This is a genomic window from Saccharothrix australiensis, from assembly GCF_003634935.1.
GTDB lineage: Bacteria > Actinomycetota > Actinomycetes > Mycobacteriales > Pseudonocardiaceae > Actinosynnema > Actinosynnema australiense.
Genome location: NZ_RBXO01000001.1, coordinates 4,180,572 through 4,206,242, shown reverse-complemented (window position 1 = coordinate 4,206,242; position 25,671 = coordinate 4,180,572). Strand labels below are relative to the sequence as shown.

The following is a 25,671-nucleotide window of genomic DNA, read 5'->3' as shown; positions in this document are numbered from 1 at the left end:
CAGCAGCAACGACACCTCGACTAACGCCGCACGGCTATCCCATGGACCCTGTCCCTTCAGGTTCCCAGACAGACACTGAGACGCTGAGGAACCGCTGAGGGTGGTGCGCCGGTGCTGAGGGCTACTGGTGGCGTCGCAGCTCCCGTTTGGCCAGTGACGTGCGGTGGACCTCGTCGGGCCCGTCGGCCAGTCTCAGCGTCCGGGCCTGCGCCCACAGCTCGGCCAGCGGGAAGTCCTGGCTCACCCCGGCCGCGCCGTGCGCCTGGATCGCCTTGTCCAGCACCCACTCCGCCATCAGCGGGGTCGCGATCTTGATGGCCTGGATCTCGGTGTGCGCGCCCCGGTTGCCCGCGGTGTCCATCAGCCACGCGGTCTTGAGCACCAGCAGCCGGGCCTGCTCGATGCGGACCCGCGACTCGGCGATCCACTCCCGCACGACGCCCTGCGCGGCGAGCGGCTTGCCGAACGCGACGCGTTGCGCGACGCGACGGCACATCAGCTCCAGGGCGCGCTCGGCGATGCCCACCAGCCGCATGCAGTGGTGGATGCGGCCGGGTCCCAGCCGGGCCTGGGCGATGGCGAACCCCTCGCCCTCGCCGGCGATCAGGTGGTCGGCGGGCACCCGGACGTCCTCGAACACGATCTCGGCGTGCCCGCCGTGCGCGGCGTCGGTGTAGCCGAACACGTGCATTCCCCGCTCCACCCGCACACCGGGCGTGTCACGCGGCACGATGACCATGCTCTGTTGCCGGTGGCGCTCGGCGTGCGGATCGGTCCGGCCCATCACGACGAACACGCGGCAGTCGGGGCTCATCGCGCCGGAGGACCACCACTTGCGGCCGTTGACCACGTAGTGGTCGCCGTCGCGTTCGACGCGCGTGGCGATGTTGGTCGCGTCGGAGGAGGCCACGTCGGGCTCGGTCATGCAGAACGCGGACCGGATCTCCCCGTCGAGCAGGGGGCGGAGCCAGCGCTCGCGCTGGGCCGGGGTGCCGAACATGGCCAGCACCTCCATGTTGCCGGTGTCCGGCGCGGCGCAGTTGAGCGCCTCGGGCGCGAGGTGCGGGCTGTGCCCGGTGATCTCGGCCAGCGGCGCGTACTGCAGGTTGGTCAGCCCCGCGCCGAGTTCGGGGTCGGGCAGGAACAGGTTCCACAGGCCCTGCCGGCGCGCCTCGGCCTTCAGGTCGGCGAGGACGGCGGGCCGCGCCCACGGTTCGGTCGCGGTCGCGAGCTGCGCCCTGGCCACCGGTTCGGCGGGGTGGACGAACTCGGCCATGAACCGCAGCAGCCGGTGCCGCAGCTCCTCGGTCGTGGCGTCGTGGGCGAAGTCCATCAGCGCTCCCGTGCGGTCGCGGCGAGGCCCTGCCGGACCAGCGGCAGGGTGAGTCGGCCGAGCTGCTCGAACCCCGCCCCGACCGTCTTGCCGGTGGTGAAGCGGAAGTGGATGCCTTCGAGGATCACGGCGAGCTTGAAGCAGCCGAACGCGGTGTACCAGCCGAGGCCGGACACGTCCGCGCCGCTGCGCTCGGCGTAGCGCTGCACGAGGTCGTCGGCGGAGGCGAAACCGGGCAGCGCGGACACCGTGCCCGTGATCGGGTCGTCCTCGGCGCCGACGCCGGTCCAGTACACGTGCAGCAGCCCGAGGTCGGCCAGCGGGTCGCCGAGGGTGGCCATCTCCCAGTCCAGGACGGCGGCGATGTCCACCGGGTCCGGTGTGACCAGCACGTTGTCCAGCCGGTAGTCGCCGTGCACGACGGAGGCCCGCCGGGAGGCGGGCACGGTCGCGGCGAGCCGGTCGCGCAGCTCGTCGATGCCGGGCAGGTCGCGGCCGCGGGAGGCGTCGAGCTGCTTGCCCCAGCGGACGACCTGGCGCCGCAGGAACCCGTCGGGGCGGCCGAAGTCGCCCAGCCCCACCGCGTCGGGGTCCACGGCGTGCAGGTCGGCGAGCACGTCGACCAGCCGGCGCGACAGGGCCGCCGCCTGCGGCGGGGTCAGCCAGGGGCACTGGTCGCGGTGCCGCAGCGCGACGCCGGGCACCTCCTCCATCAGGTAGAACGGCGCGCCGATGACCGACGGGTCCTCGCACAGCAGCTCCACGGCCGGCACCGGGACGTCCGTGTCCGCCAGCGCGGCGATGACGCGGTGCTCGCGCGCCATGTCGTGCGCGGTGGCCAGCACGTGGCCCAGCGGCGGGCGGCGCAGCACCCAGCGGCGCGTGCCGTCGGTGACGCGGTAGGTGAGGTTGGACCGGCCGCCGGGGATCAGCTCGGCGGACAGCGGCGAGGTGCCCAGGTACGCGGCGAGCGCCACCGGGTCCAGGCCGGGCGGTGCGGTCACGGTGCGGCTCCGGTTGGGTCGGTGGGCGCCGTGCGGGCGGGCGCGGCGTCGGTGTGCCGGTGGGCGGCGGCGCGCGGTCGGCGTCCCCGCGCCGAAGAGGCTACCGACCGGTCGGTATGTGGGCAACCGGTCGATGTCGCGCGTTTCACGGAATGCGCACGCGGCCTGCCTCCCCGGAACGCGTTCCAAAATATGAAGGACGTGTTCGCATTTGACCGGTATGGTTTTCTTGGATTCATGGGTCCTATTCTCGTAACGGGTGCCACGGGCACCGTGGGCGGCAGTGTGGTCCGGCAGTTGCGCGAGGCGGGCGAGGAGGTGCGGGCGTTGACCCGCGACCCGTCCTCGGCGCGGCTGCCGGCGGGGGTCGAGGTGGTGGGCGGGTCGTTCCTGGAGCCGTCTTCGCTGGTAGCTGCGTTGCGCGGGGTGACGCGGGTGCACCTGGTGTCGATGGAGGGCGACGGCCCCGCGATCGTGGAGGTGCTGGCGCGGGCGGGCGTGGAAAGGCTCACGCACCTCGGGCACAACGATCCGAGCAAGCCCGACGACGACCCGTTGGAATCGTGGCACCGGGTGTTCCGGCGGGCCATCGAGTCCTCGGGTATGGCGTGGACCCACCTGTTCCCCGGTGAGTTCATGGGAAACACGCGGGAATGGGTTCCGTCGATCCGGGCGGAGGGTGTGGTGCGGGCGCCGTTCGGGGACTGGACGAGCGCGATGGTGCACGAGGACGACGTCGCGGCGATCGTGGTGCGGGCCCTGCTGGAGGACGGCCACGAGGGGCGCACCTACCAGCCGACCGGGCCCGAGCCGGTGCGGCGGCGGGACGCGGTGCGGCTGATCGGCGAGGCCATCGGGCGGCCGGTGCGGTTCGAGGAGCTGACGCCCGAGCAGGCCCGCGAGCACTGGCGGGGTACCTACCCGCCGGAGGTGGTGGAGTGGTTCCTGGAGATGGGTCGTGACCCGGACGGGCAGGCGTGGGTGTCGCCGGACGTGGCCGACGTGCTCGGGCGGCCGGGGTTGACGTTCGAGCGGTGGGCGCACGACCACGCGGCGGACTTCTCCTAGCCGCTCCCGCGCCGCCTTCCGACCCGCGCCGGTTCGGGGCGCGGGTCGGGGCGAGGCGTCGCGCCGACGGGGGCGAGGCGGTGGCGGGGGCGGCGGTGAGGAGGGCGCTGCGGTGAGGGGTCGGGCGATGCAGGGCCCTTCACCGTCTCACCGCGGTGGCCGCGCGTTGCGCAGTCGGATACCGCTGAAGCCGAGCGTGCGGCGGGTGACCTCGTGCCAGAACGGCCACAGCTCCGGCAGCACCCGCAGCTCGATCCCGGCGTCCTCGTGCAGGTCGAGCAGGTCGCCGACGGGTTCGGGCGGTCCGAGGGGGTCGACCGGCTCGGTGGCCACGTGGGCGGCGTCGCCGAAGGGGCGGAACGCCGACGCGTCGAACCGGTAGGCGTAGAGGGTGACGTGCTGGACGCGGCGCAGCCAGGCGTATTCGACGGCGTGCACCCGTCGGGGGCCGAGCCAGGCGCGGTCCTCGGCGGTGGTGTCGGCGCGGGGCCAGGCCAGGGCGCGCGGGCAGTCGCGGGGGAACCAGTAGGCGGGCGCGGTGTCGTGGTCGACGGCCCACACGTACGCCTCGGGCTGCCGGGCGGTGGCGGCGACGTGCGGGACGAACCGGGTGATGGTGGGGTCTTCCGAGAAGTGCAGGACTTCGCCTGGTCCGGGGCGCATGGTGGCAGTCTCGCGGAACCCGCCGGACCAGCCGCCCCACGGGCTCCTCACGGGCCCGGTCCGGGCACGAGCCGGCCGGTGAGCCGCACCTCGGGGTCGAGCACGCGCAGCAACCCCTCGATGTCGCCGCCGCGCGCCGTCGCCGGGAACGCCTGGACCACCTAACCGCTGCTCCCGCCCGGCGACCGCGGGTCGTCCGGTCCTCCGGCACCGCCGAGGCCGGCTGTTTCGACCTCGCTGCGGCACCCGTCCGGATACTGCCCCCGCTCTGCCCTCGGGTACATGGCCCGACCGCCCGCGCCCCCGGTATCCACGAGGGACGTCGTCCGCTCGTCGGGGAAGAGGTCGTATGCACGCCGAAGAACGAGCCAGGTCCACCGAGGCGCGGGAGGACCGGGCACCGGCACGTCAACCCCGGGTCGCGAGTCCGTCGCCGGACCTCCTCGCGTTGCAGGGCACGGTCGGCAACGCGGCGGTCGTCCAGCTGCTCCACCGGGCCGGACACCCGGGCGCCGGGGAGCAGCACCGGCACACCCCGGCCCACGTCGTCCCGCGGGGCCCGGCGCAACGCGTCGGTGGCGGTCCGGAGTCCGTCCAGCGCTCCATCCACTCCTACCCGACGTCCGGCGAGGCCCCCGACGAGCAGGTGGCGAAGGACCTGGCGGCTTTCAGCCAGAAGCTCGACGCGGCCGTCCAGTCGGCCTGGCTCCAGGCCACCCAGGACCCGACCGACGCCAACCTCGCGCGCACGGACGGGTACGTGGGCCGGTGGGCCGAGCAGTGGCAGGAATACCTCGGGGCCACCCCGGCGAGGAAGGCGGAGATCGCCGCGCTGGTCCCCGCGATGGCCGGCTACGCGATCGAGTCCCTCGCCACCAAGGTGTTCCTCACCGAGCGGACGTCCTGGACCGGCCCGGACTCGGGCCTCACGTTCTCCGTGGCCATGCAGGTCACCCACGGCAGCACCCGTCCCGATGTCGTCCTCCGGCTCGACGGCAGCGAGGTCGCCTGGTACGACATCACGTCCGCGGCGCGCCTGGAGCACATCTTCGACAAGGTCGGCTCGGGGTGGTCGACCAGGCCCTACGTGGCCGAGATCGCCTACCCGCGGGTGACGGCGCAGACGGTCGAGTCGAACGCGGCCAAGTGGGAGGCCGCGGGCCGCCCCGCCATCACGAACGACCCCATGATCTTCGCGAACTACTGGGTGGAACGCGGGCGGTTCGAGATGACCCTGGAACTCGTGCGCCAGGACATCCTCCGGGCCTCGCCCTCGCTGCTCGACCACGCGCGGAAGGCGGCCGACAACGTCACGGGCAACGTGAACCACGAACGCCGCCGCCAGTACATGAGGGCCTGCCTGGCGCTCTACAAGGCCGGGAAGCTCGGCGGCGACTCCAGCGAATCCGACGTGGCCGACGCCGTCCGGGCCAGGGTCGGGTCACCGGGGGACGAGGCGCTCGAACCGCTGCCCAAGGAAACCGCCTCGGTCGTCCAGTGGCTCACCGACAACCACAAGAAGTACGGCTTCCAGGGCAGCGACGGCAAGAGCAGCTTCAAGAGCCTGAGCGTCCAGCCCGGAATCGTCTGGCTCCAGGAGTGCGCCGCGCACAAGCAGCTCACCGTCTCGGACGCCGAGGTCCTGACCTACCTGCGCACGAACTACCCGGAGGGCGTCGACGCGCTGCGGAACGCGGGACTGGTCACGTGACCCGCGGGCTCCCGTGGCCCGGCCTCGGGGCGGCCACGGCACACCGGGTGCCGGAGGGGCGGGCCGGCGTGCGGTGGAAAACGCGGTGGCGTGGCCGGCGGGCCGGGGTGTCTGATCCACGGGTGCCCGGATCGCTGCTCGTGAACTTCGTCTACTGCCACCCCGTCGGTCACGCCATCGAGGCGCTGCACCGCTGCCACGGCTACCACCGCGCCGACCCCGACCTGCGGATCGGCGTGGTGCTCAACGCGGCCACCCCGGTGGAACTGGCCCGGCTGTGCCCGTTCCTGGACGAGGTGCACGCGGTCGAGGTCGACGTGTTCGACGGGTCGGCCGACTTCACGCCGCAGCTGGCGCGCATCGCCCGCGACTGGGACCAGGTGGTGGAGGACGAGCGCGCCTCGCAGCCGTGGCAGCGCGACCTGTTCCCCGGCCTGGCCCGCTACTACGACCAGGCGCGCGGGCACTTCCGCGACGGCGGGGCGCGGTGGCCGTACTCGGCGGGCGAGGCGTTCCGGCTGCCCGTGCCGGCCACGCCGCACGAGGGCGTGCGGATCGCGGTGCTGCCCGGCGGCAGCTCGCCGCGCCGGTTCTACCCGTCGGTGCGGTCGTGGCGGCTGGTGCTGGGCGCGCTGGCGGCGCGGTTCCCCGGCGCGGAGTTCGTGTTCGTGGGCAAGCTGCGGGAGGACGGCCGGACCAGCACGTCGTTCGCGCGGGCCGAGTTCGACGAGCTGATCGGCTCGGTGCGCTCGGTGGACGCGGTGGACCGGCCGCTGGTGGAGCAGCTGGCCGAGGTCGCGTCGTCGGACGTGCTGGTGTCGCCGCACTCGGGGTTCTCGATGGCGGGCCTCGCGGTCGGCACGCCGTGGCTGGCGATCTCGGGCAACCGGTGGCCGGAGTACTACTTCCCCGGCACCCCGTTCTACAGCGTGCTGCCCGACCTCACGCGGTTCCCGTCGTTCAACCTGTTCACCGAGGACCCGGAGCCGGTGGACGACGACGGGCCGCGGATGCCGAGCATGTCCCGCCGGCGCATCGCCGCCGACCTCGACCGGATCGTGGACGGCGCGGCGCGGCTGGTGGAGCGGCGGTGGGACTTCGACACGGCGCTGGCCGACCACGTGCGGCGGATGGTGGAGCTGGGCGTGCGGCCGGAGTGGATGTGGTCGGTGGACGACGTGCACCGCCGGCACCTGCCTGGGCACCGCCGGCATCCGGGGCGGTAGGGCCGCGGCCGTGCTCGCGGCCGTGTCGTCGGCGGTGGTGCCGGGCGCGGGCGTGACCGGCGCCTCGGCCCACCGCGAGCGGTACCCGGGCGGGACGGGTCCCGTGGCGCAGGTGGTTCCGGCGGGGCCGGGTGGCGGCGCGTGCTCAGCGCCGGACCACGGTCACCACCCCGGCGTCGGCGTCGAGGTCCACGGTCACCCCGAACGGCACGGTGTGCTGGCCGGGGCAGTGGCCGAAGCCGACCGCGCCGAGGACCGGCACGCCCAGCCCGCCGAGCCGGTCCCGCAGCACGGCGTCGACCAGGTCGGGGTCGCCGCACCCGGTCCACGAGCCGAGCACGATCCCGGCGACCCGGTCGAACCAGCCCGACCGCAGCAGCGCGGTGAGCATCCGGTCCAGCCGGTAGGGCCGCTCCTCGACGTCCTCCAGCCACACCACCGCCCCGTCGGGCGGGTGGTGGCGGCCCAGCAGGCTGAGGTTGCCGCCGACCGCGACGCCCCGCGCCGCGCCGGGCACGACGGTGACGCCGGGGAAGGCCGTGACCCCGTCGAACAGGGCCTGCCGCAGCCGGTCGCGGGCCAGCACGTCGTGCACGAACGCCGCCGTGCCCACCATCGGCCCGAACCAGGTGGGCACGCCCGCGCGCCACAGCGGCTCGTGCAGCGCGGTGGTGTCGCTGGACCCGACGAACACCTTCGGCCCGCACCCGACGAGCAGGTCCCAGTCGAGCAGGTCCGCGACGCGCCCGCTGCCGTACCCGCCCCGCGCGCACAGCACCGCCGCGGTGGCGGGGTCGCACCAGGCGTCGCGCAGGTCGCGGGCCCGGTCGGCGTCGGTGCCTGCCAGGTAGGGCAGCTCGGGGTGGGTGTCGTGGGCGTGCGGCGCGACCCGCACGTCCAGGCCCCACGCGCGCAGCGCCGCGACCCCGTCGCGCAGCAGCCCGGCGGGCACGGGGCCCGCCGGGCTGACCACGGTCACGCGGTCGCCCGCCCGCAGCGGGCGCGGTGTCACCGGCGCAGCTCCAGCACGGGCACGCCGACCGGCTCGAACCCGAACACCTGCCCGTAGAACGACAGCTCGGCCTCCAGGGCGGCGACGATCGTCTCCGCCTTGCGGAACCCGTGCTGCTCGCCCTCGAAGGTCAGGTAGGCGTGCGGCACGCCGGTGCCGTCGAGCGCGGCGACGAACCGGTCGGCCTGCTCGGGCGGGCAGATCTCGTCCTCCAGCCCCTGTAGCAGCAGCACCGGCCCGGCCAGCCGGTCCACCCGCTCGGATGGTGAGCGCTCGGCGTAGCGGTCGGCGGTCTCCGGCCACGGCCCGACCAGGCCCTCGACGTAGCGGGACTCGAAGTCGTGGGTCTCCCCGCCCTCGCCGGTCCAGCCGCGCAGGTCCAGGATGGGGAACGCGACCATGCCGCACCGGTAGGTCTTGACCGAGGTCAGCGACGCGGCCGAGGTCCAGCCGCCCGCGCTGCCGCCCCGGATGCCCAGCCGCGCGCCGTCGGCGGTGCCCTCGTCGGCCAGCGCCTGGGCGACGGCGGCGCAGTCGTGGACGTCGACCACGCCCCACTGCTCGCGCAGCCGTTCCCGGAACGCCCGGCCGTAGCCGGTGGAGCCGCCGTAGTTGACCGACACCACGCCGATGCCGCGGCTGGTGAAGTAGGCGATGTCCAGGTCGAGCACCGGCACCGACCGGCCGGTGGGCCCGCCGTGGACGTGCACCACGTAGGGCGGGCGCTCGCCCTCGGGCCCGGCGAAGTCGGGGTTGGTCGGCGGGTAGACGTAGGCGGGCACGTCCTGCCCGTCCGGGCCGGTGAACACCCGCTCCTCGGGCACCGGCAGGTAGTCGGCGGGCGGCGGGGACGCCGGGTGGCCGGTGTGGCGGGTCAGCTCGCCGGTGGACAGGTCCAGCGACACCACGGCCGCCTCGTCGCGGGGACCGGCCGCGCCGCAGAACACCACGCCGTCGTGCGCCGCCAGGTGCGCCAGCCACACCGGCAGGTCGGTGTCCACGTCGGTGACGGTGCCCGAGCGCTCGTCCAGCACGGCCGGCGCGCCCGACCGCAGCACCAGGTAGCGGCCCTGCCCGAGGGCGGTGAACCAGCGGTTGCCCAGCCGCCACATCGGGCCGCCCAGCTCCTCCCGGCACGGCGCGAGGTTGCGGCTGGTGCCGTCCAGGCCCATGCGGAACAGGTTCCACCAGCCGTCGGGGTCGGTCAGCGCCAGCAGGTCGCGGCCCTCCCACTCGACCTGGCACACGGCCTCGCGGGGGCCGCCGGCGAGCACGCGGTGCCCGGTGCCGCCGACCTCGGCGACGCACAGCTCGGAGCCGTCCCACGGCATGTTCGGGTGGTCCCAGCCGATCCACGCGAAGTGGGTGCCGTCCGGGGACAGCCGCGGCCCGGTCATGAAGTGGTGGCTGGCGGCGAGCACGCGCGGCTCGGACCCGTCCAGCGGCACGGCGACCAGGTCGCGGCGGATGTCGGTGCGGGCGTCGCCGGTGACGGTCTCCCGCACGCACCACACCTCGGTGCCGCCGGGCCCGGCGGTGAGGTCGGCGTAGCGCACGCCGTGGTGGCGGTGGGGCTCGGGGCTGATCGGCACCGGGTCGGGGTGGTCCGGGTCGAACAGGTGGATGCGCTGGTCGGCCCAGTCGGTGAACGCGACGCGCTCGCCCTCGGGGGTGTCCAGCACCACCCACGGCCGCCCGCCGTACTCGTGCACGCGGTTGCGCACGTTCCACGGCGGCGGCAGCAGGTCGCGCCCGTCGCGCACCAGCGCGACCCGGCCGCCCTCGGCGGGGCGGCCCTCGGCCCACCAGACCCGGCCCCGGTGCTGGTCGACCCACTGCAGGCCGCCGCCGGCGGCGGCCGCGTCGGCCGCGCCGATCGGCGATGTCCACGTTCCGTACGGTGCGATCTTCACCACGCACGCGACCCTAGCGGCAGGCCCGCCGCGCGGCCCCGCGGCGACCGCCTCCACAGATGACGGAAAACCGGGGGGAGGGCTGCCGATCTTGTCCGCGTGGCCTAGGGTCGTCCTTGTCATGGCACGCGTCATCCACGTATTCCGCCAGCCCGACCGGTTCGTCGCAGGGACCGTCGGGCAGCCTGGCGAGCGCACGTTCTACCTCCAGGCTTCCGAGGAGGCCCGGCTGGTCAGCGTGGCGCTGGAGAAGCAACAGGTCGCCGTACTCGCCGAACGCATCGGCTCGCTGTTGGAGGAGGTGCACCGGCGGTTCGGGGCGGAGGTCCCCGAGGCGGTGCCCGACGACCTCCGGGACACCGAACCGCTGACGGTGCCGGTGGAGGAGGAGTTCAAGGTCGGCACGATGGGGCTGGGCTGGGACGCCGAGTCCCGCGCCGTCGTCATCGAACTGCTCGCGATCACCGAGGAGGAGGTCGACGAGGCGGTGGTGCTCGACGACACCGAGGAGGGCCCGGACGCGGTGCGGGTGTTCCTCAGCCCGGTGGAGGCGCGGGCGTTCGCCGAGCGCGCCGACCGGGTGGTGCGGGCGGGCCGCAAGCCGTGCCCGCTGTGCTCGGAGCCGCTGGACCCCGAGGGGCACGTCTGCCCGCGGCAGAACGGCTACCGGCGCTCGGACGAGGGCTGACCCGAGCGTGCGGCCCGGTGACGAGGGTGTGCTCGACCTGCTCCGGCGCGGCCGCCTGGAGGTCGAGGGCAGGCTGGTCGACGCGTCCAACGCCACGCTGCTGTGCCGCATCGGCCTCGACGGGGTGACCGCGCAGTGCGTCTACAAGCCGGTGCGCGGCGAGCGACCGCTGTGGGACTTCCCCGACGGCACGCTCGCCGGCCGCGAGGTGGCCGCCTACCTGGTGTCGGAGGCGGCCGGGTTCGGGCTGGTGCCGCCGACGGTGCTGCGGCCGGGCCCGTTCGGGTCGGGCATGGTGCAGCTGTGGGTCGACACCCGCGAGGACGACGACCTGGTGGACATCGTGCCGGTGGACCGGGTGCGGCCGGGGTGGCGTTCGGTGCTGCGCGCGCACGACCGGTACGGCGACCCGGCGGTGCTGGTGCACGCCGACCACCCGAGGGTGGCGCTGATGGCGGCGTTCGACGTGGTGGTGAACAACGCCGACCGCAAGGGCGGCCACGTGCTGCACGCGACCGACGGCGCGGTGTACGGGGTGGATCACGGCATCTGCCTGCACGCCGACGACAAGCTGCGCACGGTGCTGTGGGGCTGGCTGGGCGAGCGGCTGCCGGAGGACGCGGTGGAGGGGCTGCGGCGGCTGCGGTCGGAGCTGGGCGGGTCGCTGGACGAGCGGCTGCACGAGCACCTGACGCGCGCCGAGGTGCGTGCGCTGGCGGAGCGGGTGGACAAGTTGCTGGCGGCCGGGGTGTACCCCGAGCCGTCGGACGACTGGCCGGCGATACCGTGGCCGGCGTTCTGACGCGGCGCTGGTCGTCCGCCGCTGGTCGTCCGCCGCTCGGGGCGCGGCCGTTCGGGGTCACCGGTCGACGCCCTCGGCCGGTGTGATCCGCGCCCGTCGCGGCGCGCCTGCCGGTCGCCCGCCCGGGTGAGCGGCTAACGTCGGCGGTCGTGCGATCACAGGACTACGGCCGGGACGTGTTGGCGGGTCGGCGGCGGCGCGCGGTACCCGAGGTGGCGGCCGGGCCCGGTCTGGTGGCGGAGGACCCCGCGTCGGGGTTCTGCGGCGCGGTGGTGCGGTTCGAGCCCGGCGGGGTGGTGCTGGAGGACCGGCACGGGCGGGAGCGGCTGTTCCCGTTGCGGCCGGCCGGGTTCCTGGTGGAGGGCCGGCCGGTGACGCTGGTGCGGCCGGCCGCGCCCGCCCGGGGTCCGGCGCGGTCGGCGTCGGGGTCGGTGCGGGTCGAGGGGCTGCGGGCCCGCACGGCCAGGGACAGCCGCATCTGGGTCGAGGGCGTGCACGACGCCGAGCTGGTGGAGCGGGTGTGGGGCCACGACCTGCGGGTCGAGGGCGTGGTGGTGGAGCCGTTGGACGGCGTGGACGTGCTGGCCGACCGCGTCGCGGAGTTCGGCACCGCCCCGCACCGCAGGCTGGGCGTGCTGGTCGACCACCTGGTGGCGGGCAGCAAGGAGTCGCGGCTGGTGGCGGCCGTGCGCGACGAGCACGTGCTGGTCACCGGCCACCCGTACGTGGACGTGTGGCAGGCGGTGAAGCCGGCGTCGGTGGGCATCGCGGCGTGGCCGGAGGTGCCGCGCGGGGTGCCGTGGAAGGACGGCGTGTGCGCGGCGCTGGGCTGGGGCGAGCCGTGGGAGGGCTGGCGGCGGGTGCTGGCCGGGGTGCGGGGGTTCCGGGACCTGGAGACGCCGCTGATCGGCGCGGTGGAGCGGCTGATCGACTTCGTCACCGAGCCCGGTTCGGGCTGAACCGGCTCTGCCGGGGCCGCTTTGGTGCGAGGATGGCCGGGTGGCCGCGTTGATCTGGTTGGTCCTCGGTGTCGCCCTGGTGGCGGCGGAGGTGCTGTCGGGCGATTTCGTGCTCGTGATGCTGGGGTTGGCGGCGTTGGGCGCGGCCGGCGCGTCGGCGTTGGGCGCGGGCGCGGTGGTCGGCGCGGTGGTGTTCGCGGTGCTGGCGCTGGGCCTGGTGGCGGGCGCGCGGCCGGCGTTGAAGCGGCGGCTGACCTCCGGGCAGGGGCACCGGTCGGGCGTGGACGCGCTGCCGGGCAGCACCGCCGTCGTGGTGTCCACTGTGGACGGCCATGGCGGCAGGGTGCGGATCGGGGGCGAGGTGTGGTCGGCGCGGTCGATCGACCACCGGGTCATCGAACCCGGTGCGGAAGTGACAGTTGTGGAGATCTCGGGCGCGACCGCCGTGGTGTTGTCCGGGTCCTGATGTGGTGAAGGGACGGAAGAGTTGACCACCACGCTGATCGTCGTCGCGGTCCTGGTGTTGTTCGCGCTGATCGTCGCGGTCAAGTCGGTGCTGGTGATCCCGCAGGCGACGGCCGCGGTGATCGAGCGGCTGGGCCGCTACCGCACGACGGCCGCGCCGGGGCTGAACATCCTGGTGCCGTTCTTCGACCGGGTGCGGGCCCGGATCGACCTGCGCGAGCAGGTGGTGTCGTTCCCGCCGCAGCCGGTGATCACCCAGGACAACCTGACGGTGTCGATCGACACCGTCGTGTACTTCCAGGTGACCGATCCGCGGGCGGCGGTGTACGAGATCTCCAACTACATCGTCGGTGTCGAGCAGTTGGCGACCACGACGCTGCGCAACCTGGTCGGCGGGATGAGCCTGGAGGAGACGCTGACCTCCCGCGACCAGATCAACAACCAGCTGCGGGGCGTGCTGGACGAGGCGACCGGCCGGTGGGGCATCCGCGTGGCGCGGGTCGAGCTCAAGGCGATCGACCCGCCGCCGTCGATCCAGGACTCGATGGAGAAGCAGATGCGCGCAGACCGGGAGAAGCGCGCCATGATCCTCAACGCCGAGGGCCAGCGCGAGTCGGCGATCAAGACCGCCGAGGGCCAGAAGCAGGGCCAGATCCTCGCGGCGGAGGGCGCCAAGCAGGCGGCGATCCTGGCGGCGGAGGCCGAGCGGCAGTCCCGCATCCTGCGCGCGCAGGGCGAGCGGGCGGCCCGCTACCTGCAGGCGCAGGGCCAGGCGAAGGCGATCGAGAAGGTGTTCGCGGCGATCAAGGCGGGCAAGCCGACGCCGGAGGTGCTGGCCTACCAGTACCTGCAGACGCTGCCGCAGATGGCGCAGGGCGACGCGAACAAGGTGTGGCTGGTGCCGTCGGACTACGGCAAGGCGCTGGAGGGCTTCGCGCGGATGCTGGGCGCGCCGGGCGAGGACGGCGTGTTCCGCTACGAGCCGCCCGCCGACGAGCCGCCGCGCTCGACGCCGGAGGAGGACGACGAGTCGGTGGCCGACTGGTTCGACACCGCGCCGGACCCGGCGGTCGCCGAGGCCGTGCGGGCGGCGGAGGCGGTGGCGCGCAAGGAGGTCCCCGGCCCGCTGGCGTCGCCGTCGCCGCAGGCGCTGTCCGACGCGGGCGAGCGCGCCCAGCTGACCGGCGCCGCACCCGGGGCCGGTCCCCTGGCGCAGGCCGGGTCCGAGCCCTCGGAGCAGGGCGGGTCCGGGGCGTCGCCGGCGCCGGGGCGGTAGCCGCGCCGGCCCCGGCCGGGTTCGGGTTCGCGCAGGGGCGGTCGGCCGGTCTCCGGCGGGCCGCCCCTCGTCGTGGGCGGCTCCGCCTCGGGCGCGGAGCGTGATCACCGGCGGGGAGCATCGCCGCGCGGGTGGTGGTGCGGTTGGATGTGCCGATGCCGCCGTTACCCGTTCGAGTGAATCTGTGGCTGGACAGCTCCGAGGCGCCGTGGGAGGCGCGGTGGGACGCCCTGGCGTCGGCCGTGGCCGAGCTGTCGGAGCTGGTGCGATCCGGTCCGGGGGCGCGGCGGGTGGCCGAGCAGGTCGTGGAGTCGCTGGTGGCGGCGGTGGCGGCGGACCGGGCGCACCGCACGGCGTTGTCCGAGCTGGTGGACCGGGCGTTGGACCTGCACGCGGTGGCGTGCGCGTCCGACCCGCCGCCGCCGGTGGAGCTGGCCGACTGGCTGCTGCACGTGCAGACCGGGTTCCCGGAGCCGCCGGAGGTGCGGTTGGCCCCGTACGCGGCGGCGCTGGGCGTCGAGGGGCTGGACCGCTACCGGCGGGAGGCGGTGGCGCGGTTCTCGCTGCTGCCGGTGATCGGGTTCGGGCAAACCGGCCGCTACGACCGGGAGCGGTGGGCGATGCTGCGGGTGATGGAGGAGCTGGCCGAGCACACCGGCGACCTGGACCTACAGGTGATGGTGATGGCGCGGGACCTGTCGGCGGGGTGGCACTACCTCCAGTTGGCCACGGTGCTGCGGGACGCCGGGCGACCGGCGGAGGCGTTGGCGTGGGTGGCCCGCGGGGTGGGCGCGACCGGCGGGCGGGGCGCGGCGCAGCGGCTGGTGGACCTGGCGGTGGACGAGTGCCGCCTGGTGCGCTGGTCGGCGCGGGAGGCGGGTGCGCGGGTGGCGGCCGTGTCGCCGCCACCGGCTCCGGACGAGGTGGCGGCGCTGGTGGAGCACCTGACCGCGCGCGGCCTGTGACGCCCGGTGCGTGGGTGCCCGGCCTCGACGCCGGGCGCGGCCCCTGGTCGGCGACCGTCCGGAGGTGTCCGGCGACCTCCGGGCGGCGCGTCCGGAGGGGGCGGCGCGCCGGGTCGGGTCAGCGGGGGTGGCCGGGTGGGCGGCGCTCGGCCCACGGGCGTGCCCGTTCCAGCTGGCCTGCCGCGGCCAGCACGGTGTCCACGGCGTGGGGCCCGCCGACCAGCTGCACGCCGAGCGGCAGCCCGTCGCGCGTGTGACCGGCCGGCACGGCGGCGGCCGGGTGACCGGTGACGTTCCACGGCGGCAGGAACGCGGTCATGCGCGCGGCGGCCAGCAGGGCGGGCACCGTGCCCCGGCGACGCCACTCGCCGACGCGCAGCGGCGGCCGGGTCAGGACCGGGGTGAGCAGCAGGTCGTAATCGGCGAACAGGCGCGCGACGTGGGCGGTGAGCGCGTCGCCCTCGGCCAGGGCGGTCCGGATGGTGGCGCGGGGCAGGGCGCGGCCGAGCGCGGCGACCCGGCGGGTGCGGCGGTCGAGCCGGTGCGGGTGCTCCAGGGCGCGTTCGCCCGCGGCCGCGCTGTGCAGGTAGCGGGCGGCGAAGGCGGCGGGACCGGTGAGGTCGCGCAGGTCCGGGTCGAGGCGGGTGACGTCGTGGCCCAGGTCGGTGAGCAGGTGCGCGGTGTCCAGCACCGCGTCGCGGGCCTCGGCGGCGACGGGCAGGCCGGGGCCCCGGGTGCGCAGCGACACCGCGACGCGCAGCGGCCTCGGGTCGGTGCTCGCGGCGGCGGTGTGGTGGTGGCCGGGCGCGAGGACGTCCAGCAGCAGCGCGGCGTCGCGGACGTGGCGCGTGATCGGTCCGGCGGCGACCAGGCCGGTCCAGGCCGTCCCGTCCAGCGGCACGTGGTCGCGGTGCGGCTTGAGGCCGAACAGCCCGGTGCAGGCGGCCGGGATGCGGATGGAGCCCGCGCCGTCGGTGCCGAGCGCCGCGCCCACGAGACCGGCGGCGACGGCGGCGGCGGACCCGCCGCTGGAACCACCCGGCGAGTGCGCGGGCGACCACGGGTTGCGGGTGGGCCCGGCCCAGTCGCTCTCCGTGAAGGGCCACAGGCCCAGTTCGGGCATCCGGGTGCGGCCGACGACGACCGCGCCCGCCTCGCGCAGCAGGCGGACGGCGGTGGCGTCGGCCGCTGCGCGCCGGTCGACGGCCGCGGTGCCGTTGGTGGTGGGCAGGCCGCGCAGGGCGAGGTCCTCCTTGACCGCGATCGGCACGCCCAGCAGCGGCGCGTGCTCGCCCCGCGCGAGGCGGGCGTCGGCCCGGTCGGCGTCGGCGAGGGCCCGGTCGGCGAACACCAGGCGGAACGCGTTGAGGTCCCGGTCGTACCGGTCGATGCGGCGCAGGCACTCGGCGACCAGCTCGCGGGCGGTCAGGTCACCCGCGCGCAGCAGGTCGGCTTGCCGGGCGGCGCCCGCGAAGCACGCGTCGGTCACGTTCATGGCCGCACCCTAGGGCAGGACGCGGCGCGTGGGTGGTCGGCTCGCGCGGGAGGCCGGGCGGGTGGTGCGGTGGTCGGGGCGTCGACGCCGCCGGTCAGGTGGTGCGGTGGTGCGCGCGGTGGCGCAGCACCAGGAACGCGATCAGCAGCACGGGCCAGGGGAACGGCAGCGGTGAGGCGATCCAGGCGAGCGCGAGCAGCGCGCCGAGCACCGGGAACAGCGGCGGGTGGTGGCGACGCCGCCGCGCGACCGGCCGGGCGCCGGCCCCGCCCGTCCCGGTTCCCGCCCTGGTGTCGGCGGATCGGGGCAGGTCGGCGGTGAGCGGGACGAGGTCCGCGCGGTGCACGGCGGCGTAGGCGGCGATGATGCGGTCCTCGGCTTCCGCGAGGGTGAGCCTGCCCTCGCCGACGGCTTCCCGCAGGTGGGCGACGACGTGGTCGCGTTCGCGATCGGAGGCGCGCACGGCGGTCGGCGAGGGGGTGGTCTCCCCGGTCGCGGCCGGTGGCGTTTCCCGCGTGACGTCGGTGCCGTCACCGTGGGCGGTGTTGTCGCGGGGAAAACCGTTCGCGGTGATGTCGGTGACCGTCATGGCACTTCATCCTCCGCACGCCGGCGCGTTCCCGCGTCGGGTGGGAGGCGGCGGTGTGGCGTACGCCCGTCGACGTAGTGGACGGGCGTGCACCGGGTCGGGGTACGCGTGGTCTGGAAGTGCCCGGATCAGGGCATGATCGGTGTCATGCCGACGTGGGTCATGTGGCTGGTGGTGGCGCTGGTGGTGGTCGCGGTCGCGGTGCGGCACCACCGGCGGTCGCGCGCGGACACGCTGCTGGACGAGCACGCCCGACGCCGGGCGGGTGCCGCGGCCCCGACGCCGGTGTCGGTGTGGCGCGAGGCGAACCGGCTGTTCCGGGCCGGTGACCGCGAGGGCCTGCTGCTGCTGGCGGAGATCGGCCGCGCGGTGCCGCGGCGGCGGCAGGACGTGCTGGACACGTGGCTGGCGGCGTTGCGCGGCGGGGTGGGCCGGGGCCTGGACGCGCCGTGGCGCACCGCCGTCCAGCGGGAGCTGGTGTCGCACCTGCGGCCGGGTGACGACTTCTGGCCGGGGATGGACGTGCGCGCGGTGGGCGCGATCCTGGTGGACTTCGACCTGTCGGGGTGCCGGGTCGGTCGGGTGGACTTCTCCGGCGCGGTGTTCGTGGGCGACGCGCGGTTCGCGGCGATGACGGTCACGGGCGAGGCGACGTTCGACGGCGCGCGGTTCCTGCGGCACGCGGTGTTCACCGACTCGCTGTTCGCGCGGTCGGTGTCGTTCGTGCTGGCCGTGTTCACCGGGAACCTGGCGTTCTCGGGGGTGCGGGTCGCGGGGGAGGCGTGGCTGCGGTCGGCGAAGGTGTCGGGGCGGGCGGACCTGCGGCGGGCGGAGTTCGGGGGACCGGCGGACCTCGCGGAGGTGTTCTTCGGCGGGCGGGCGTTGTTCGGCGAGGTGGTGTTCCACCGGGACGCGTTGTTCTCGCGGTCGTGGTTCCGGGGGTGGACCGACGTCGGGTCGGCGCTGATCGGGGAGGCGGCGGAGTTCGACGGGGTGCGGTTCGGGCGTCGGGTGCTGCGCTGAGCCGGGTGCCGCGCCGGACCGGACCGCCTGGGACCGGACCGCCTGGGACCGGGGCGGGGCGGCGGTCGGGTGTGATGTGGTGTGGTGTGGTGTGGTGTCAGCGTGCCGGGTGGCGTTCGCGGTGGCGGGCCACCTGGACGCGGTTGGCGCAGCGGGTCGTGCAGTAGCGGCGGCGGCCGTTGCGCGAGGTGTCGATGTAGACGGTGCCGCAGCCGGGGCGGGCGCAGCGGCCCAGCCGGTCCGGGTCCTCGCAGACCACGTGCGCCAGCCCGGCGGCGGTGAACGCGCGGACCCGGTCGGCGGTGGGCGCGGTCTCCGCCGCGAAGTGCAGGTGCGGCGGGCGGCCGTCGTGGGTGGACAGGTAGGGCCGGGCTGCGGTCTCCGCGAGCAGCGCGTTGAGGTGCGCGACGAGGTCGGTCGTGCGGGCGAAGACCGGCTCCAGGCGGCGCGCCCACGACAGCAGCGCGCGGGCCTCCCGGTCGGTGAGCGTGCCGAGGGGCTTGTAGCCCTGGTCGCGCAGCAGGGCCAGCAGGTCCTCGGCGGTGCTGTCGGGCGCGGCGTTGACCAGCGCGGCGGCGAGCTGCGCGGCGGCCCCGCCGTAAGGGTTGAAATGCACTGAATCATGACACCACGCTGGGTGGCGTGACGACCAGGTGCCCTTCCTGCGGTTGGCCCGCCTCCGACCACGCCTACCCGGCGTCGCGGCACGGCCGGGTCGAGTACGTGCGCTGCGTGTGCGGCGTGTGGCTGGTGCTGGACTCCGGGCGGGTGGTGGCGACGGCGGGCGGCACCGGATCGGCTAAGGTCCCCTCCCCGTGACCACCCGCCGCCGGGAACTGCTGTGCGACACCGCGATCTCCGTGCTGGCCGCCGAGGGCGGCCGGGGGTTGACGCACCGCGCGGTGGACCGGGCGGCGGGCGTGCCCGAGGGCACGACCAAGAACTACTTCCCGTCACGCGACGCGCTGGTGCAGGCCGCCGCCGAACGGATGACCCAGCTGCACGGCGAGGCGGTGGCGCGGCTGTCGGCGACGACACCCGCCGACATCTCACCGGCCGAGGTGGCCGAGCTGTACCCGGCGCTGCTGCGCCGCGCCGTGGCCGACGACCCGACGCGGTTCCTCGCGATGGTGGAGCTGTACCTGGAAGCGGTGCGCCGACCGGGCGTGCGCGAGGCGCTGGGGCGGATGGTGGTGTCCAACGCCGCAGCGGGCGCGCGGCTGCACCGGACGGCGGGACTGCCCTCGTCCGCCCGCGACGCGGGGCTGCTCGACGCGTACTTCCTCGGCGTCGCGGTGTCGCTGCTGGCGCTGCCCGCCGACGCGGTGCGCGCCGTCGGGCTGGACGACCCCTACGCGCTGGGACTCGGGTTGTTCCGCGCGGCGGTGCCGTCGGGCCGCGAGGACGGCACCGGCCGCACCCCCTGCCCGCACGCCGACCACCCGGATCCCGCCTGCCCGGACCACACCGGCACGTCCACCGGCGTTCCCGCCGACGACGAGGGCCGGACCCGAGCCGGGTAGCCGCCCCGCGGCCACCCGCCGCCGTCGGACGCCGTGGAAGGATCACGGCTCGGCGGCCGCCGAAGGAGGTGCCGCCGGGGGAGGGGTCGTCGTGGATGAGCGGTTGACGGTGGTGACCGGCGGGAGCCGGGGGATCGGCGCGGCCACGGTGCGCAGGCTGGCCGCCCTCGGGCACCGCGTGGTCATCGGCTACCGGACGGCCGCCGACGAGGCGCGGGAACTGGCCGCGTCGGTCGGCGGACTGGCGGTGCGGGCCGAGGTGTCCTCGGCGGACGACGTGGACGCGCTGTTCACCGCCGCGGCCGGACTCGGGCAGGTGACCGGCGTGGTGATCAACGCCGGGATCACCAGCCCGATGGGACCACTCGCGTCGACGGAGGTGTCCGACCTGCGCCGCGTGGTCGAGGTCAACGTGCTCGGCGCCCTGCTGTGCGCACGGCGGGCGGCCCGCGACCTGGTGTCCGGCGGCGCGATCGTGTCCGTGTCGTCGGCCGCGGCGACCCTGGGCAGCCCCGGCGAGTACGTCCACTACGCGGCGAGCAAAGCGGCGGTGGACACCATGACCATCGGGCTGGCCAAGGAACTGGGGCCACGCGGCATCCGCGTCAACGCGGTCGCGGCGGGCACCGTGCACACGGCGATCCACGAACTGTCCGGCATGCCCGACCGACCGGCGCGGGTCGCCCCGCTCATCCCGCTGGGACGCGCGGGGGAGCCCGAGGAGATCGCGGCCGCGATCGCCTGGCTGCTGGGCGACGAGGCGTCGTTCACCACCGGCGCGGTGCTGCGCGTGGCAGGCGGCCTCTGACCGCACCCGCCGACCCGGCCCCCGAGGGCGACACCGACACCCACGACACCGGTACTACTGTCACGGCATGACGCGACAGCCACCCACGCGACCCGAACGCACCCGCCACACCCACACCGCCTGACCGGTGCGCGACTTACCGCAGGCGCACGACCTCGTCCGCCACCACACCACACCCGCGCCCGTGCCCCTCGCACCCGAGATCGTCCTGCGCACCGCCACCGACGTCATCGCGCTGTGGGAGACCACCGGCCGACCCGAACCGCCGTTCTGGGCCTTCCCCTGGGCCGGGGGACAGGCACTCGCCCGCCACCTGCTCGACCACCCCGACACCACCGCCGGGAAACGCGTGCTCGACCTCGCCTCCGGCTCCGGCCTGGTCGCCATCGCCGCCGCCCTCACCGGCGCACGCCGGGTCACCGCCAACGACGTCGACCCCCTCGCCGGCCACGCCATCACCCTCAACGCCCAGGCCAACCACGTCACCCTCGACGTGGTCGTCGCCGACCTGCTCGACACCGACCCCACCGCCGTCGCCGACGTCGTGCTCGCCGGCGACGTCTTCTACGACCGCGACATGGCCGCCCGCGTCCTGCCCTTCCTGCACCGCGCCCACACCGCCGGCGCGCTCGTCCTCGTCGGCGACCCGCAGCGCGCCCACCTGCCGCACGACCGGTTCCACCGGGTCGGCGCCTACGACGTGCCCGTGCCGCACGACCTGGAGGGCACCGACCGGCGCACCACCACGGTGTGGCGACCCGCCTGACCCCCGACCCGCCCGACCCGCCCGACCACGAGCCACCGCGCCCGGAACCACCTCGCCGCCCCCGACCACGTCCGCGATCATGCACGACATGACCGAACCCACCCGCGACGCGCGCCCCACCACCCGCCGGAGGCCCGCATGAGCGAGCACACCGTGCTCAACCAACGCCACTGGGACGACCGGGCCGCCGCCGCCCACGGACCGCCGGCCCGCGCCCAGTGGGCCCGCACCGAACCCGCCTGGGGCCTGTGGGCCACCCCCGAATCCCGGCTGCACGTGATCCCCGACGACATCGCCGGCCTCGACGCCGTCGAACCGGGCCGCGGCACCGGCTACGTCTCCGCCTGGCTCGCCCGCGCGGGCGCCCGCCCCGTCGGCGTCGACATCTCCCGACGCCAACTCACCACCGCCCGCGCCATGCAACGAGAATTCGGCATCGACTTCCCCCTCGTCCACGCCCACGCCGAGCACGTGCCGCACGACGACGCCACCTTCGACCTTGCCATCGCATCGACCACGGCACCGCCACCGAGTTCACCCTCTCGCACGGCGACATGCTGCGCCTGCTCCGGACGTGCGGCTTCGACGTCGAAGACCTCGTCGAGATCCAGGCGCCCCGCCCCGCGCACCGCGACCACGCCGAGGTCTCCGCCGACTGGGCACACCAGTGGCCCAGCGAAGAGATCTGGAAAGCCCGCCTGCGCCGACCACCCGCGACCAGGACCGACCCGACGGGGGACTAGGACCGGAAGCGGTCCGTCGCCGCCACGACCGCCTCCTCCATCCCCGCGTCCCGCGAGCTGTGCGACGCGCCCTGCACCACCCGCAACTCCGCGTCCGGCCACACCCGCGCCAACTCCCACGCCGTCGCCAGCGGACCCTGCATGTCCAGCCGGCCGTGCACCAGCACCGCCGGAATCCCGTGCAACCGGCCCACGTCCCGCAGCACCTGCCCGTCCGCCAACCACGCGCGGTGCCGGAAGTAGTGCGCCGTGATCCGCGCGAACGCCAACCGCCACCGCGCGTCCGCCCACCGCGGCCCCGGCTCGTGGTCCGGGTCGAGCGACACGATCGAACCCTCCCAGTCGCACCAGTCGTCCGCCGCCTTCGCCCGCACCGCCGGGTCCGGGTCGTTCAACAGCTCGTCGTAGGCCGCCACCAGGTCCACCGCGCCCTCCGGCGCACCCGCCCGGAACCGGTGCCACTCCTCGGGGAAGAACCGGCCCAACCCGTGGTACAGCCAGTCCAACTCGTCGTACCGGCCCGTCGTAATCCCCACCAGCACGATCTCCGTCACCCGCCGCGGGAACAGCTCCGCGTAGTGCAGGCCCAACGTGGAACCCCACGACCCGCCGAACACCATCCACCGCTCCACACCCAGGTGCCCGCGCAACGCCTCGATGTCCCGCACCAGGTGCGCCGTCGTGTTCACCGACAGGTCCGTACCGTGGTCGGCCGCGTGCGGCAGGCTCCGCCCCGAACCCCGCTGGTCGAACAACACGACCCGATACGCCTCCGGGTCGAACCAGCGGCGCATGGCGGGGGAGCAGCCCGTGCCCGGACCACCGTGCAGAACCACCACCGGCTTGCCCTCCGGGTTGCCGCACACCTCCCAGTACACGAGGTTCCCGTCACCCACGTCCAACATCCCGTGCTCGAACGGCTCGATCTCCGGATACACCGACACCCCCAACAGCCCGACACCGGATACGGCAGAACTCTCGCACACGTTCCAGCCGACCCGGACGATCACGAGAGATCGAAGGGGGCGGGGGAGCGGCCTCCCCAGATCCGGCGGGATGCCTGCTCGGGGTACGGCAGCGTCCTCGACCCGGTGTCCAGGACGCGGGTGAGGTACCCGCCGGGCCGGTGAGCGGGCCAACCCGCGTCGCCGGTGGTCACGAACCGAACCCACGCCTCCCGCAGCTCGCGGGAGAGCGCGACGGCCTCGGGAGTGGGCTCCTCGCCGATGAGCCGGGCGCCGACGGGGCTGCCCAGCGTGCCGAACGCCAAAGGCACGTCGAGGCTGTGGCAGGCGCCCAGGACGCCACCGAGCGCCGGGGCGACCCAGCACAGCTCGAACAGGTACGACGTGCCGCCGGCTGCGGCGTTCGCCTCGGCCAGCTGCTGCGACGGCATGCGGAAGAGGGCGTCGGAGTACACCACCTCCACCAGCTCCTCCGGGCCTGCCTGCGGGAACGCGGCACGGTAGGCCCGCGCGCCGTCCGGCCGCGGGGCGAGCAGTTCCAGGGCTGCGTGGGCGTCCTCCTCGGTGAAGGTGCCGTACCGCCCGCCCATGACGCTGAAGTACCGGAATTCGTCCCTGGTGTGGCCGACGAGCAGTTCGATCCCGCTCGCGCGCGCGCCGGTCAGCGCGGACCAGGGCGTTTCCGGGAGGACCTCGCCGTCGACGACGGGGCACAGCGCGGTGCCGGTCTCCGTGAGGCGCCCCCAGCTCTCCCGGTGCGCGTGGAGGCCGGCGTTGAAGGACGTGAGCTGGGCGGCCAGGTGCCACGGGTCGATGTCGCGCAGGGCCTCGGCGGTGGGGGCCGCCGCGCCGAGCCGGTCCGCGAACGCGGCGGTGACCTCCCGTGCCAGCGCGGGGGTGCTGTACAGCCCCGGCACCGAATGGGCGATGGCCCGCCTGAACAGGCCGCGCGCGGACTCCATCGTCAGCAGGGCGGCGACCGAGCCCGCCCCGGCGGACACCCCGCCCACGGTGACCCGGCCGGGGTCGCCGCCGAAGGCGGCGATGTTGCGCTGCACCCACTCCAGCGCCGCGACCTGGTCGAGGAATCCGCGGTTGGGCGGCACGTCGTCGAGGAACGCGAACCCCTCCGCGCCCACGCGGCAGTTGACGGTCACCACGACGACTCCCGCCTCGGCCAGCGCTGCCGGGTCGTACATCGGGTCGCTCGACACCGCCGAGAGGTAACCGCCCACGGGGATCCACACCAGCACCGGCAGTCCCGCCGCGCCGGGGTCCGGAGTCCCGACGTCGAGCGTCAGCCAGTCGGTGCCCTGCGGGGGCACGTCGATCGGCAGGGACAGCGGCACCACGGGGCCGAACTCGACCGCCTGCCTCGTCCCCTCCCAGCGGCGCGGCGGCGCGGGCGCGGCGAAGCGGAGCGCTCCGACCGGGGGCCGGGCGTAGGGGATGCCCCGGAACACCGCGTGCCCCTGCCGCCGGCGTCCCTGCACCACGCCTTCCGTGGTCCGCACCTTCGGCTGTTCGAGCACGACGATTCCTTCCCTCAAGGGGAACCCAGGGTTATAGGTCACCTGTATTATGTCAACTGTATTGGAACAGTCCCGGCGCACGGGGAGGAGCCGACGGATGCCGAAACAGGTGGACCACCGCGAACGCCGCGAAACGATCGCCCGCGCGCTGTGGCGGGTGGTGGAGCAGCGCGGCGTCACCCAGCTCACGATGCGCGTGGTGGCACAGGAGGCGGGCATGTCACTCGGACAGTTGCAGCACTACTTCGACTCCCGGACCGCCATGCTCTCCTTCGCCATGGATTTCGCGTCCGAGCAGACCTCGGTGCGCGTACAGCAGGGGCTCGAAAAACTCGGTGACCGTCCGCACCCCCGTGACGTGCTGCGACTGGCGCTCGCGGAAATGCTCCCGCTGCACGCCGACGCCCGCGCGACCAGCCGGATGAGCGCCGCCTACGTCCTGGAGGCGCTGCACGACGAGACCTTGCGCGAGCAGGCGCGCCACGGCCTCGCCCGAGGACGGGCCCTCGTCGAGCAAGTGGTCCGCCAGGCGATCGCCGACGGGCACATCGACTCCGGCTGCGACCCGGCGACCGAGACCAACCTGCTGCTCGCCCTCACCGGCTTCACCTCCTTGATCGAACTCGACGTGATCGAGCCCCGGGACGCGCTCGCCGCGATCGACGTGCATCTGGACCGGCTGTTCAGGAGTGCGTGACCTGCCCCGGACACGGGACACGGGGGACGGGGGACGGGTGGAGACGAACCCGACCGGGGCAGGACGGCGGCACCGGCCCCCGGATCGTCTTAATTAACATAATGTAGATTATCGGCGTTCCAGCAGCTGCCGACCGACCGGGCCGGGGATACGTCACGTGACGTATGTGCGGTGGTGTGTCGGGATGGGCGGACGACGACGTCCACGGCGGCCGCGGCGGCCGTCGACGCCTCAAGATCGACCGTCCTGGGCTTCGGCGACGTTCCGTGCCGCCGGGCCCGCCGGCGCGACGCGTTCCCGACACGCCGCACGTCGACACCGGGGCCCGCCGCGCGGACGTGTGCGCGGGCGCGGCAACGCGTCGCGCCAGCGGCACACCGGCGGGCCGGACGTCCCACGCGACGCGCGTTCCCCCGGTGTGCCGCCGACACCCGTCGACGCCGAC

Annotated in this window: 26 protein-coding genes and 1 pseudogene; 17 read left to right on the top strand and 10 right to left on the bottom strand. The window is 74.9% G+C overall.

Going from position 1 to position 25,671, the window contains the following annotated elements; translation table 11 throughout:
- Positions 1 to 121: 121 nt before the first annotated feature.
- Entirely contained in the window at positions 122 to 1,333 is a 1,212-nt protein-coding gene (locus tag C8E97_RS18120; RefSeq protein ID WP_121006792.1) for an acyl-CoA dehydrogenase family protein, read from the bottom strand.
- Positions 1,333 to 2,337, bottom strand: coding sequence for a phosphotransferase family protein (locus tag C8E97_RS18115; RefSeq protein ID WP_121006791.1), 1,005 nt, complete (start codon positions 2,335 to 2,337; stop codon positions 1,333 to 1,335). Before C8E97_RS18115 ends, C8E97_RS18120 begins: the two co-directional genes overlap by 1 nt.
- 192 nt (positions 2,338 to 2,529) lie before the next feature.
- On the opposite strand from C8E97_RS18115, the gene C8E97_RS18110 reads away from it, so the two are divergent.
- Entirely contained in the window at positions 2,530 to 3,405 is an 876-nt protein-coding gene (locus tag C8E97_RS18110; protein ID WP_170211894.1) for an NmrA family NAD(P)-binding protein, read from the top strand.
- A gap of 147 nt (positions 3,406 to 3,552) precedes the next feature.
- Here the strand turns inward: C8E97_RS18110 and C8E97_RS18105 are convergent, their stop codons facing one another.
- Entirely contained in the window at positions 3,553 to 4,068 is a 516-nt protein-coding gene (locus C8E97_RS18105) for a DUF6886 family protein (RefSeq protein ID WP_121006789.1), read from the bottom strand.
- A 349-nt stretch (positions 4,069 to 4,417) separates the two neighbouring features.
- On the opposite strand from C8E97_RS18105, the gene C8E97_RS18095 reads away from it, so the two are divergent.
- Both C8E97_RS18095 and C8E97_RS18090 read left to right on the top strand, forming a co-directional pair.
- Positions 4,418 to 5,779: a hypothetical protein gene (locus C8E97_RS18095; protein WP_147455159.1), complete on the top strand. Its 1,362-nt coding sequence runs from the start codon at positions 4,418 to 4,420 to the stop codon at positions 5,777 to 5,779.
- 122 nt (positions 5,780 to 5,901) lie between these two features.
- A complete protein-coding gene (locus C8E97_RS18090; protein ID WP_121006787.1) occupies positions 5,902 to 7,005 on the top strand; it encodes a glycosyltransferase family protein in 1,104 nt (367 codons plus the stop codon).
- A gap of 145 nt (positions 7,006 to 7,150) precedes the next feature.
- On the opposite strand, the gene C8E97_RS18085 is transcribed toward C8E97_RS18090, so the two are convergent.
- Both C8E97_RS18085 and C8E97_RS18080 read right to left on the bottom strand, forming a co-directional pair.
- Entirely contained in the window at positions 7,151 to 8,017 is an 867-nt protein-coding gene (locus tag C8E97_RS18085) for a S66 peptidase family protein (RefSeq protein ID WP_121006786.1), read from the bottom strand.
- Positions 8,014 to 9,933: a S9 family peptidase gene (locus C8E97_RS18080; RefSeq protein ID WP_121006785.1), complete on the bottom strand. Its 1,920-nt coding sequence runs from the start codon at positions 9,931 to 9,933 to the stop codon at positions 8,014 to 8,016. The genes C8E97_RS18085 and C8E97_RS18080 overlap by 4 nt, the downstream gene beginning before the upstream one ends.
- A 118-nt stretch (positions 9,934 to 10,051) precedes the next feature.
- Between C8E97_RS18080 and C8E97_RS18075 the strand changes: the two genes are divergently transcribed.
- The 6 genes from C8E97_RS18075 to C8E97_RS18050 all read left to right on the top strand — a co-directional run bounded on the left by C8E97_RS18075 (position 10,052) and on the right by C8E97_RS18050 (position 15,085).
- Entirely contained in the window at positions 10,052 to 10,618 is a 567-nt protein-coding gene (locus C8E97_RS18075) for a DUF3090 domain-containing protein (protein ID WP_121006784.1), read from the top strand.
- A 7-nt stretch (positions 10,619 to 10,625) separates the two neighbouring features.
- Complete coding sequence (locus C8E97_RS18070) at positions 10,626 to 11,420, top strand: SCO1664 family protein (RefSeq protein ID WP_121006783.1); 795 nt, start codon at positions 10,626 to 10,628, stop codon at positions 11,418 to 11,420.
- A 149-nt stretch (positions 11,421 to 11,569) separates the two neighbouring features.
- Entirely contained in the window at positions 11,570 to 12,379 is an 810-nt protein-coding gene (locus C8E97_RS18065; protein ID WP_121006782.1) for a DUF3097 domain-containing protein, read from the top strand.
- Positions 12,380 to 12,419: 40 nt separating this feature from the next.
- Positions 12,420 to 12,845 (top strand): NfeD family protein, encoded by a 426-nt coding sequence (locus C8E97_RS18060; RefSeq protein ID WP_121006781.1) that lies wholly within the window; start codon positions 12,420 to 12,422, stop codon positions 12,843 to 12,845.
- A gap of 21 nt (positions 12,846 to 12,866) precedes the next feature.
- The gene (locus C8E97_RS18055; RefSeq protein WP_246018970.1) at positions 12,867 to 14,120 is read left to right on the top strand and encodes an SPFH domain-containing protein; all 1,254 of its coding nucleotides are present in this window, start codon (positions 12,867 to 12,869) and stop codon (positions 14,118 to 14,120) included.
- Between the two features lie 176 nt (positions 14,121 to 14,296).
- On the top strand, positions 14,297 to 15,085 hold the full coding sequence (locus C8E97_RS18050) for a hypothetical protein (protein ID WP_211347060.1): 789 nt from the start codon (positions 14,297 to 14,299) through the stop codon (positions 15,083 to 15,085).
- Positions 15,086 to 15,203: 118 nt separating this feature from the next.
- Here C8E97_RS18050 and C8E97_RS18045 read toward each other — a convergent pair whose 3' ends face one another.
- A complete protein-coding gene (locus C8E97_RS18045; RefSeq protein ID WP_121006780.1) occupies positions 15,204 to 16,580 on the bottom strand; it encodes an amidase family protein in 1,377 nt (458 codons plus the stop codon).
- Between the two features lie 94 nt (positions 16,581 to 16,674).
- Positions 16,675 to 17,169, bottom strand: a complete 495-nt coding sequence (locus tag C8E97_RS18040) for a DUF1707 SHOCT-like domain-containing protein (protein ID WP_121006779.1) — start codon at positions 17,167 to 17,169, stop codon at positions 16,675 to 16,677.
- 147 nt (positions 17,170 to 17,316) lie between these two features.
- On the opposite strand from C8E97_RS18040, the gene C8E97_RS18035 reads away from it, so the two are divergent.
- Complete coding sequence (locus C8E97_RS18035; RefSeq protein WP_147455158.1) at positions 17,317 to 18,192, top strand: pentapeptide repeat-containing protein; 876 nt, start codon at positions 17,317 to 17,319, stop codon at positions 18,190 to 18,192.
- 97 nt (positions 18,193 to 18,289) lie between these two features.
- Here C8E97_RS18035 and C8E97_RS18030 read toward each other — a convergent pair whose 3' ends face one another.
- Positions 18,290 to 18,808 carry a CGNR zinc finger domain-containing protein gene (locus C8E97_RS18030; protein ID WP_121006777.1) on the bottom strand — a complete coding sequence of 173 codons (519 nt, stop codon included), beginning with the start codon at positions 18,806 to 18,808 and terminating at the stop codon, positions 18,290 to 18,292.
- A gap of 26 nt (positions 18,809 to 18,834) precedes the next feature.
- On the opposite strand from C8E97_RS18030, the gene C8E97_RS18025 reads away from it, so the two are divergent.
- The 6 genes and pseudogenes from C8E97_RS18025 to C8E97_RS35365 all read left to right on the top strand — a co-directional run bounded on the left by C8E97_RS18025 (position 18,835) and on the right by C8E97_RS35365 (position 22,032).
- Positions 18,835 to 19,011, top strand: coding sequence for a hypothetical protein (locus tag C8E97_RS18025; protein WP_211347059.1), 177 nt, complete (start codon positions 18,835 to 18,837; stop codon positions 19,009 to 19,011).
- On the top strand, positions 19,008 to 19,715 hold the full coding sequence (locus C8E97_RS18020) for a TetR/AcrR family transcriptional regulator (protein WP_121006775.1): 708 nt from the start codon (positions 19,008 to 19,010) through the stop codon (positions 19,713 to 19,715). Before C8E97_RS18025 ends, C8E97_RS18020 begins: the two co-directional genes overlap by 4 nt.
- A gap of 91 nt (positions 19,716 to 19,806) precedes the next feature.
- Positions 19,807 to 20,523 carry an SDR family oxidoreductase gene (locus C8E97_RS18015; RefSeq protein WP_121006774.1) on the top strand — a complete coding sequence of 239 codons (717 nt, stop codon included), beginning with the start codon at positions 19,807 to 19,809 and terminating at the stop codon, positions 20,521 to 20,523.
- A 127-nt stretch (positions 20,524 to 20,650) separates the two neighbouring features.
- Positions 20,651 to 21,289 (top strand): class I SAM-dependent methyltransferase, encoded by a 639-nt coding sequence (locus C8E97_RS18010; protein WP_121006773.1) that lies wholly within the window; start codon positions 20,651 to 20,653, stop codon positions 21,287 to 21,289.
- Positions 21,290 to 21,427: 138 nt separating this feature from the next.
- Positions 21,428 to 21,748: pseudogene (locus C8E97_RS36830) on the top strand (class I SAM-dependent methyltransferase); the annotation flags it as partial.
- A gap of 95 nt (positions 21,749 to 21,843) precedes the next feature.
- Positions 21,844 to 22,032, top strand: coding sequence for a hypothetical protein (locus C8E97_RS35365; RefSeq protein WP_211347058.1), 189 nt, complete (start codon positions 21,844 to 21,846; stop codon positions 22,030 to 22,032).
- Here the strand turns inward: C8E97_RS35365 and pip are convergent.
- Complete coding sequence (pip, locus tag C8E97_RS18000) at positions 22,029 to 22,982, bottom strand: prolyl aminopeptidase (protein ID WP_121006772.1); 954 nt, start codon at positions 22,980 to 22,982, stop codon at positions 22,029 to 22,031. The genes C8E97_RS35365 and pip overlap by 4 nt on opposite strands.
- Positions 22,983 to 23,038: 56 nt before the next feature.
- Positions 23,039 to 24,529, bottom strand: a complete 1,491-nt coding sequence (locus tag C8E97_RS17995) for a carboxylesterase/lipase family protein (RefSeq protein WP_121006771.1) — start codon at positions 24,527 to 24,529, stop codon at positions 23,039 to 23,041.
- Between the two features lie 97 nt (positions 24,530 to 24,626).
- On the opposite strand from C8E97_RS17995, the gene C8E97_RS17990 reads away from it, so the two are divergent.
- On the top strand, positions 24,627 to 25,226 hold the full coding sequence (locus tag C8E97_RS17990; protein ID WP_121006770.1) for a TetR/AcrR family transcriptional regulator: 600 nt from the start codon (positions 24,627 to 24,629) through the stop codon (positions 25,224 to 25,226).
- Positions 25,227 to 25,671: the final 445 nt, after the last annotated feature.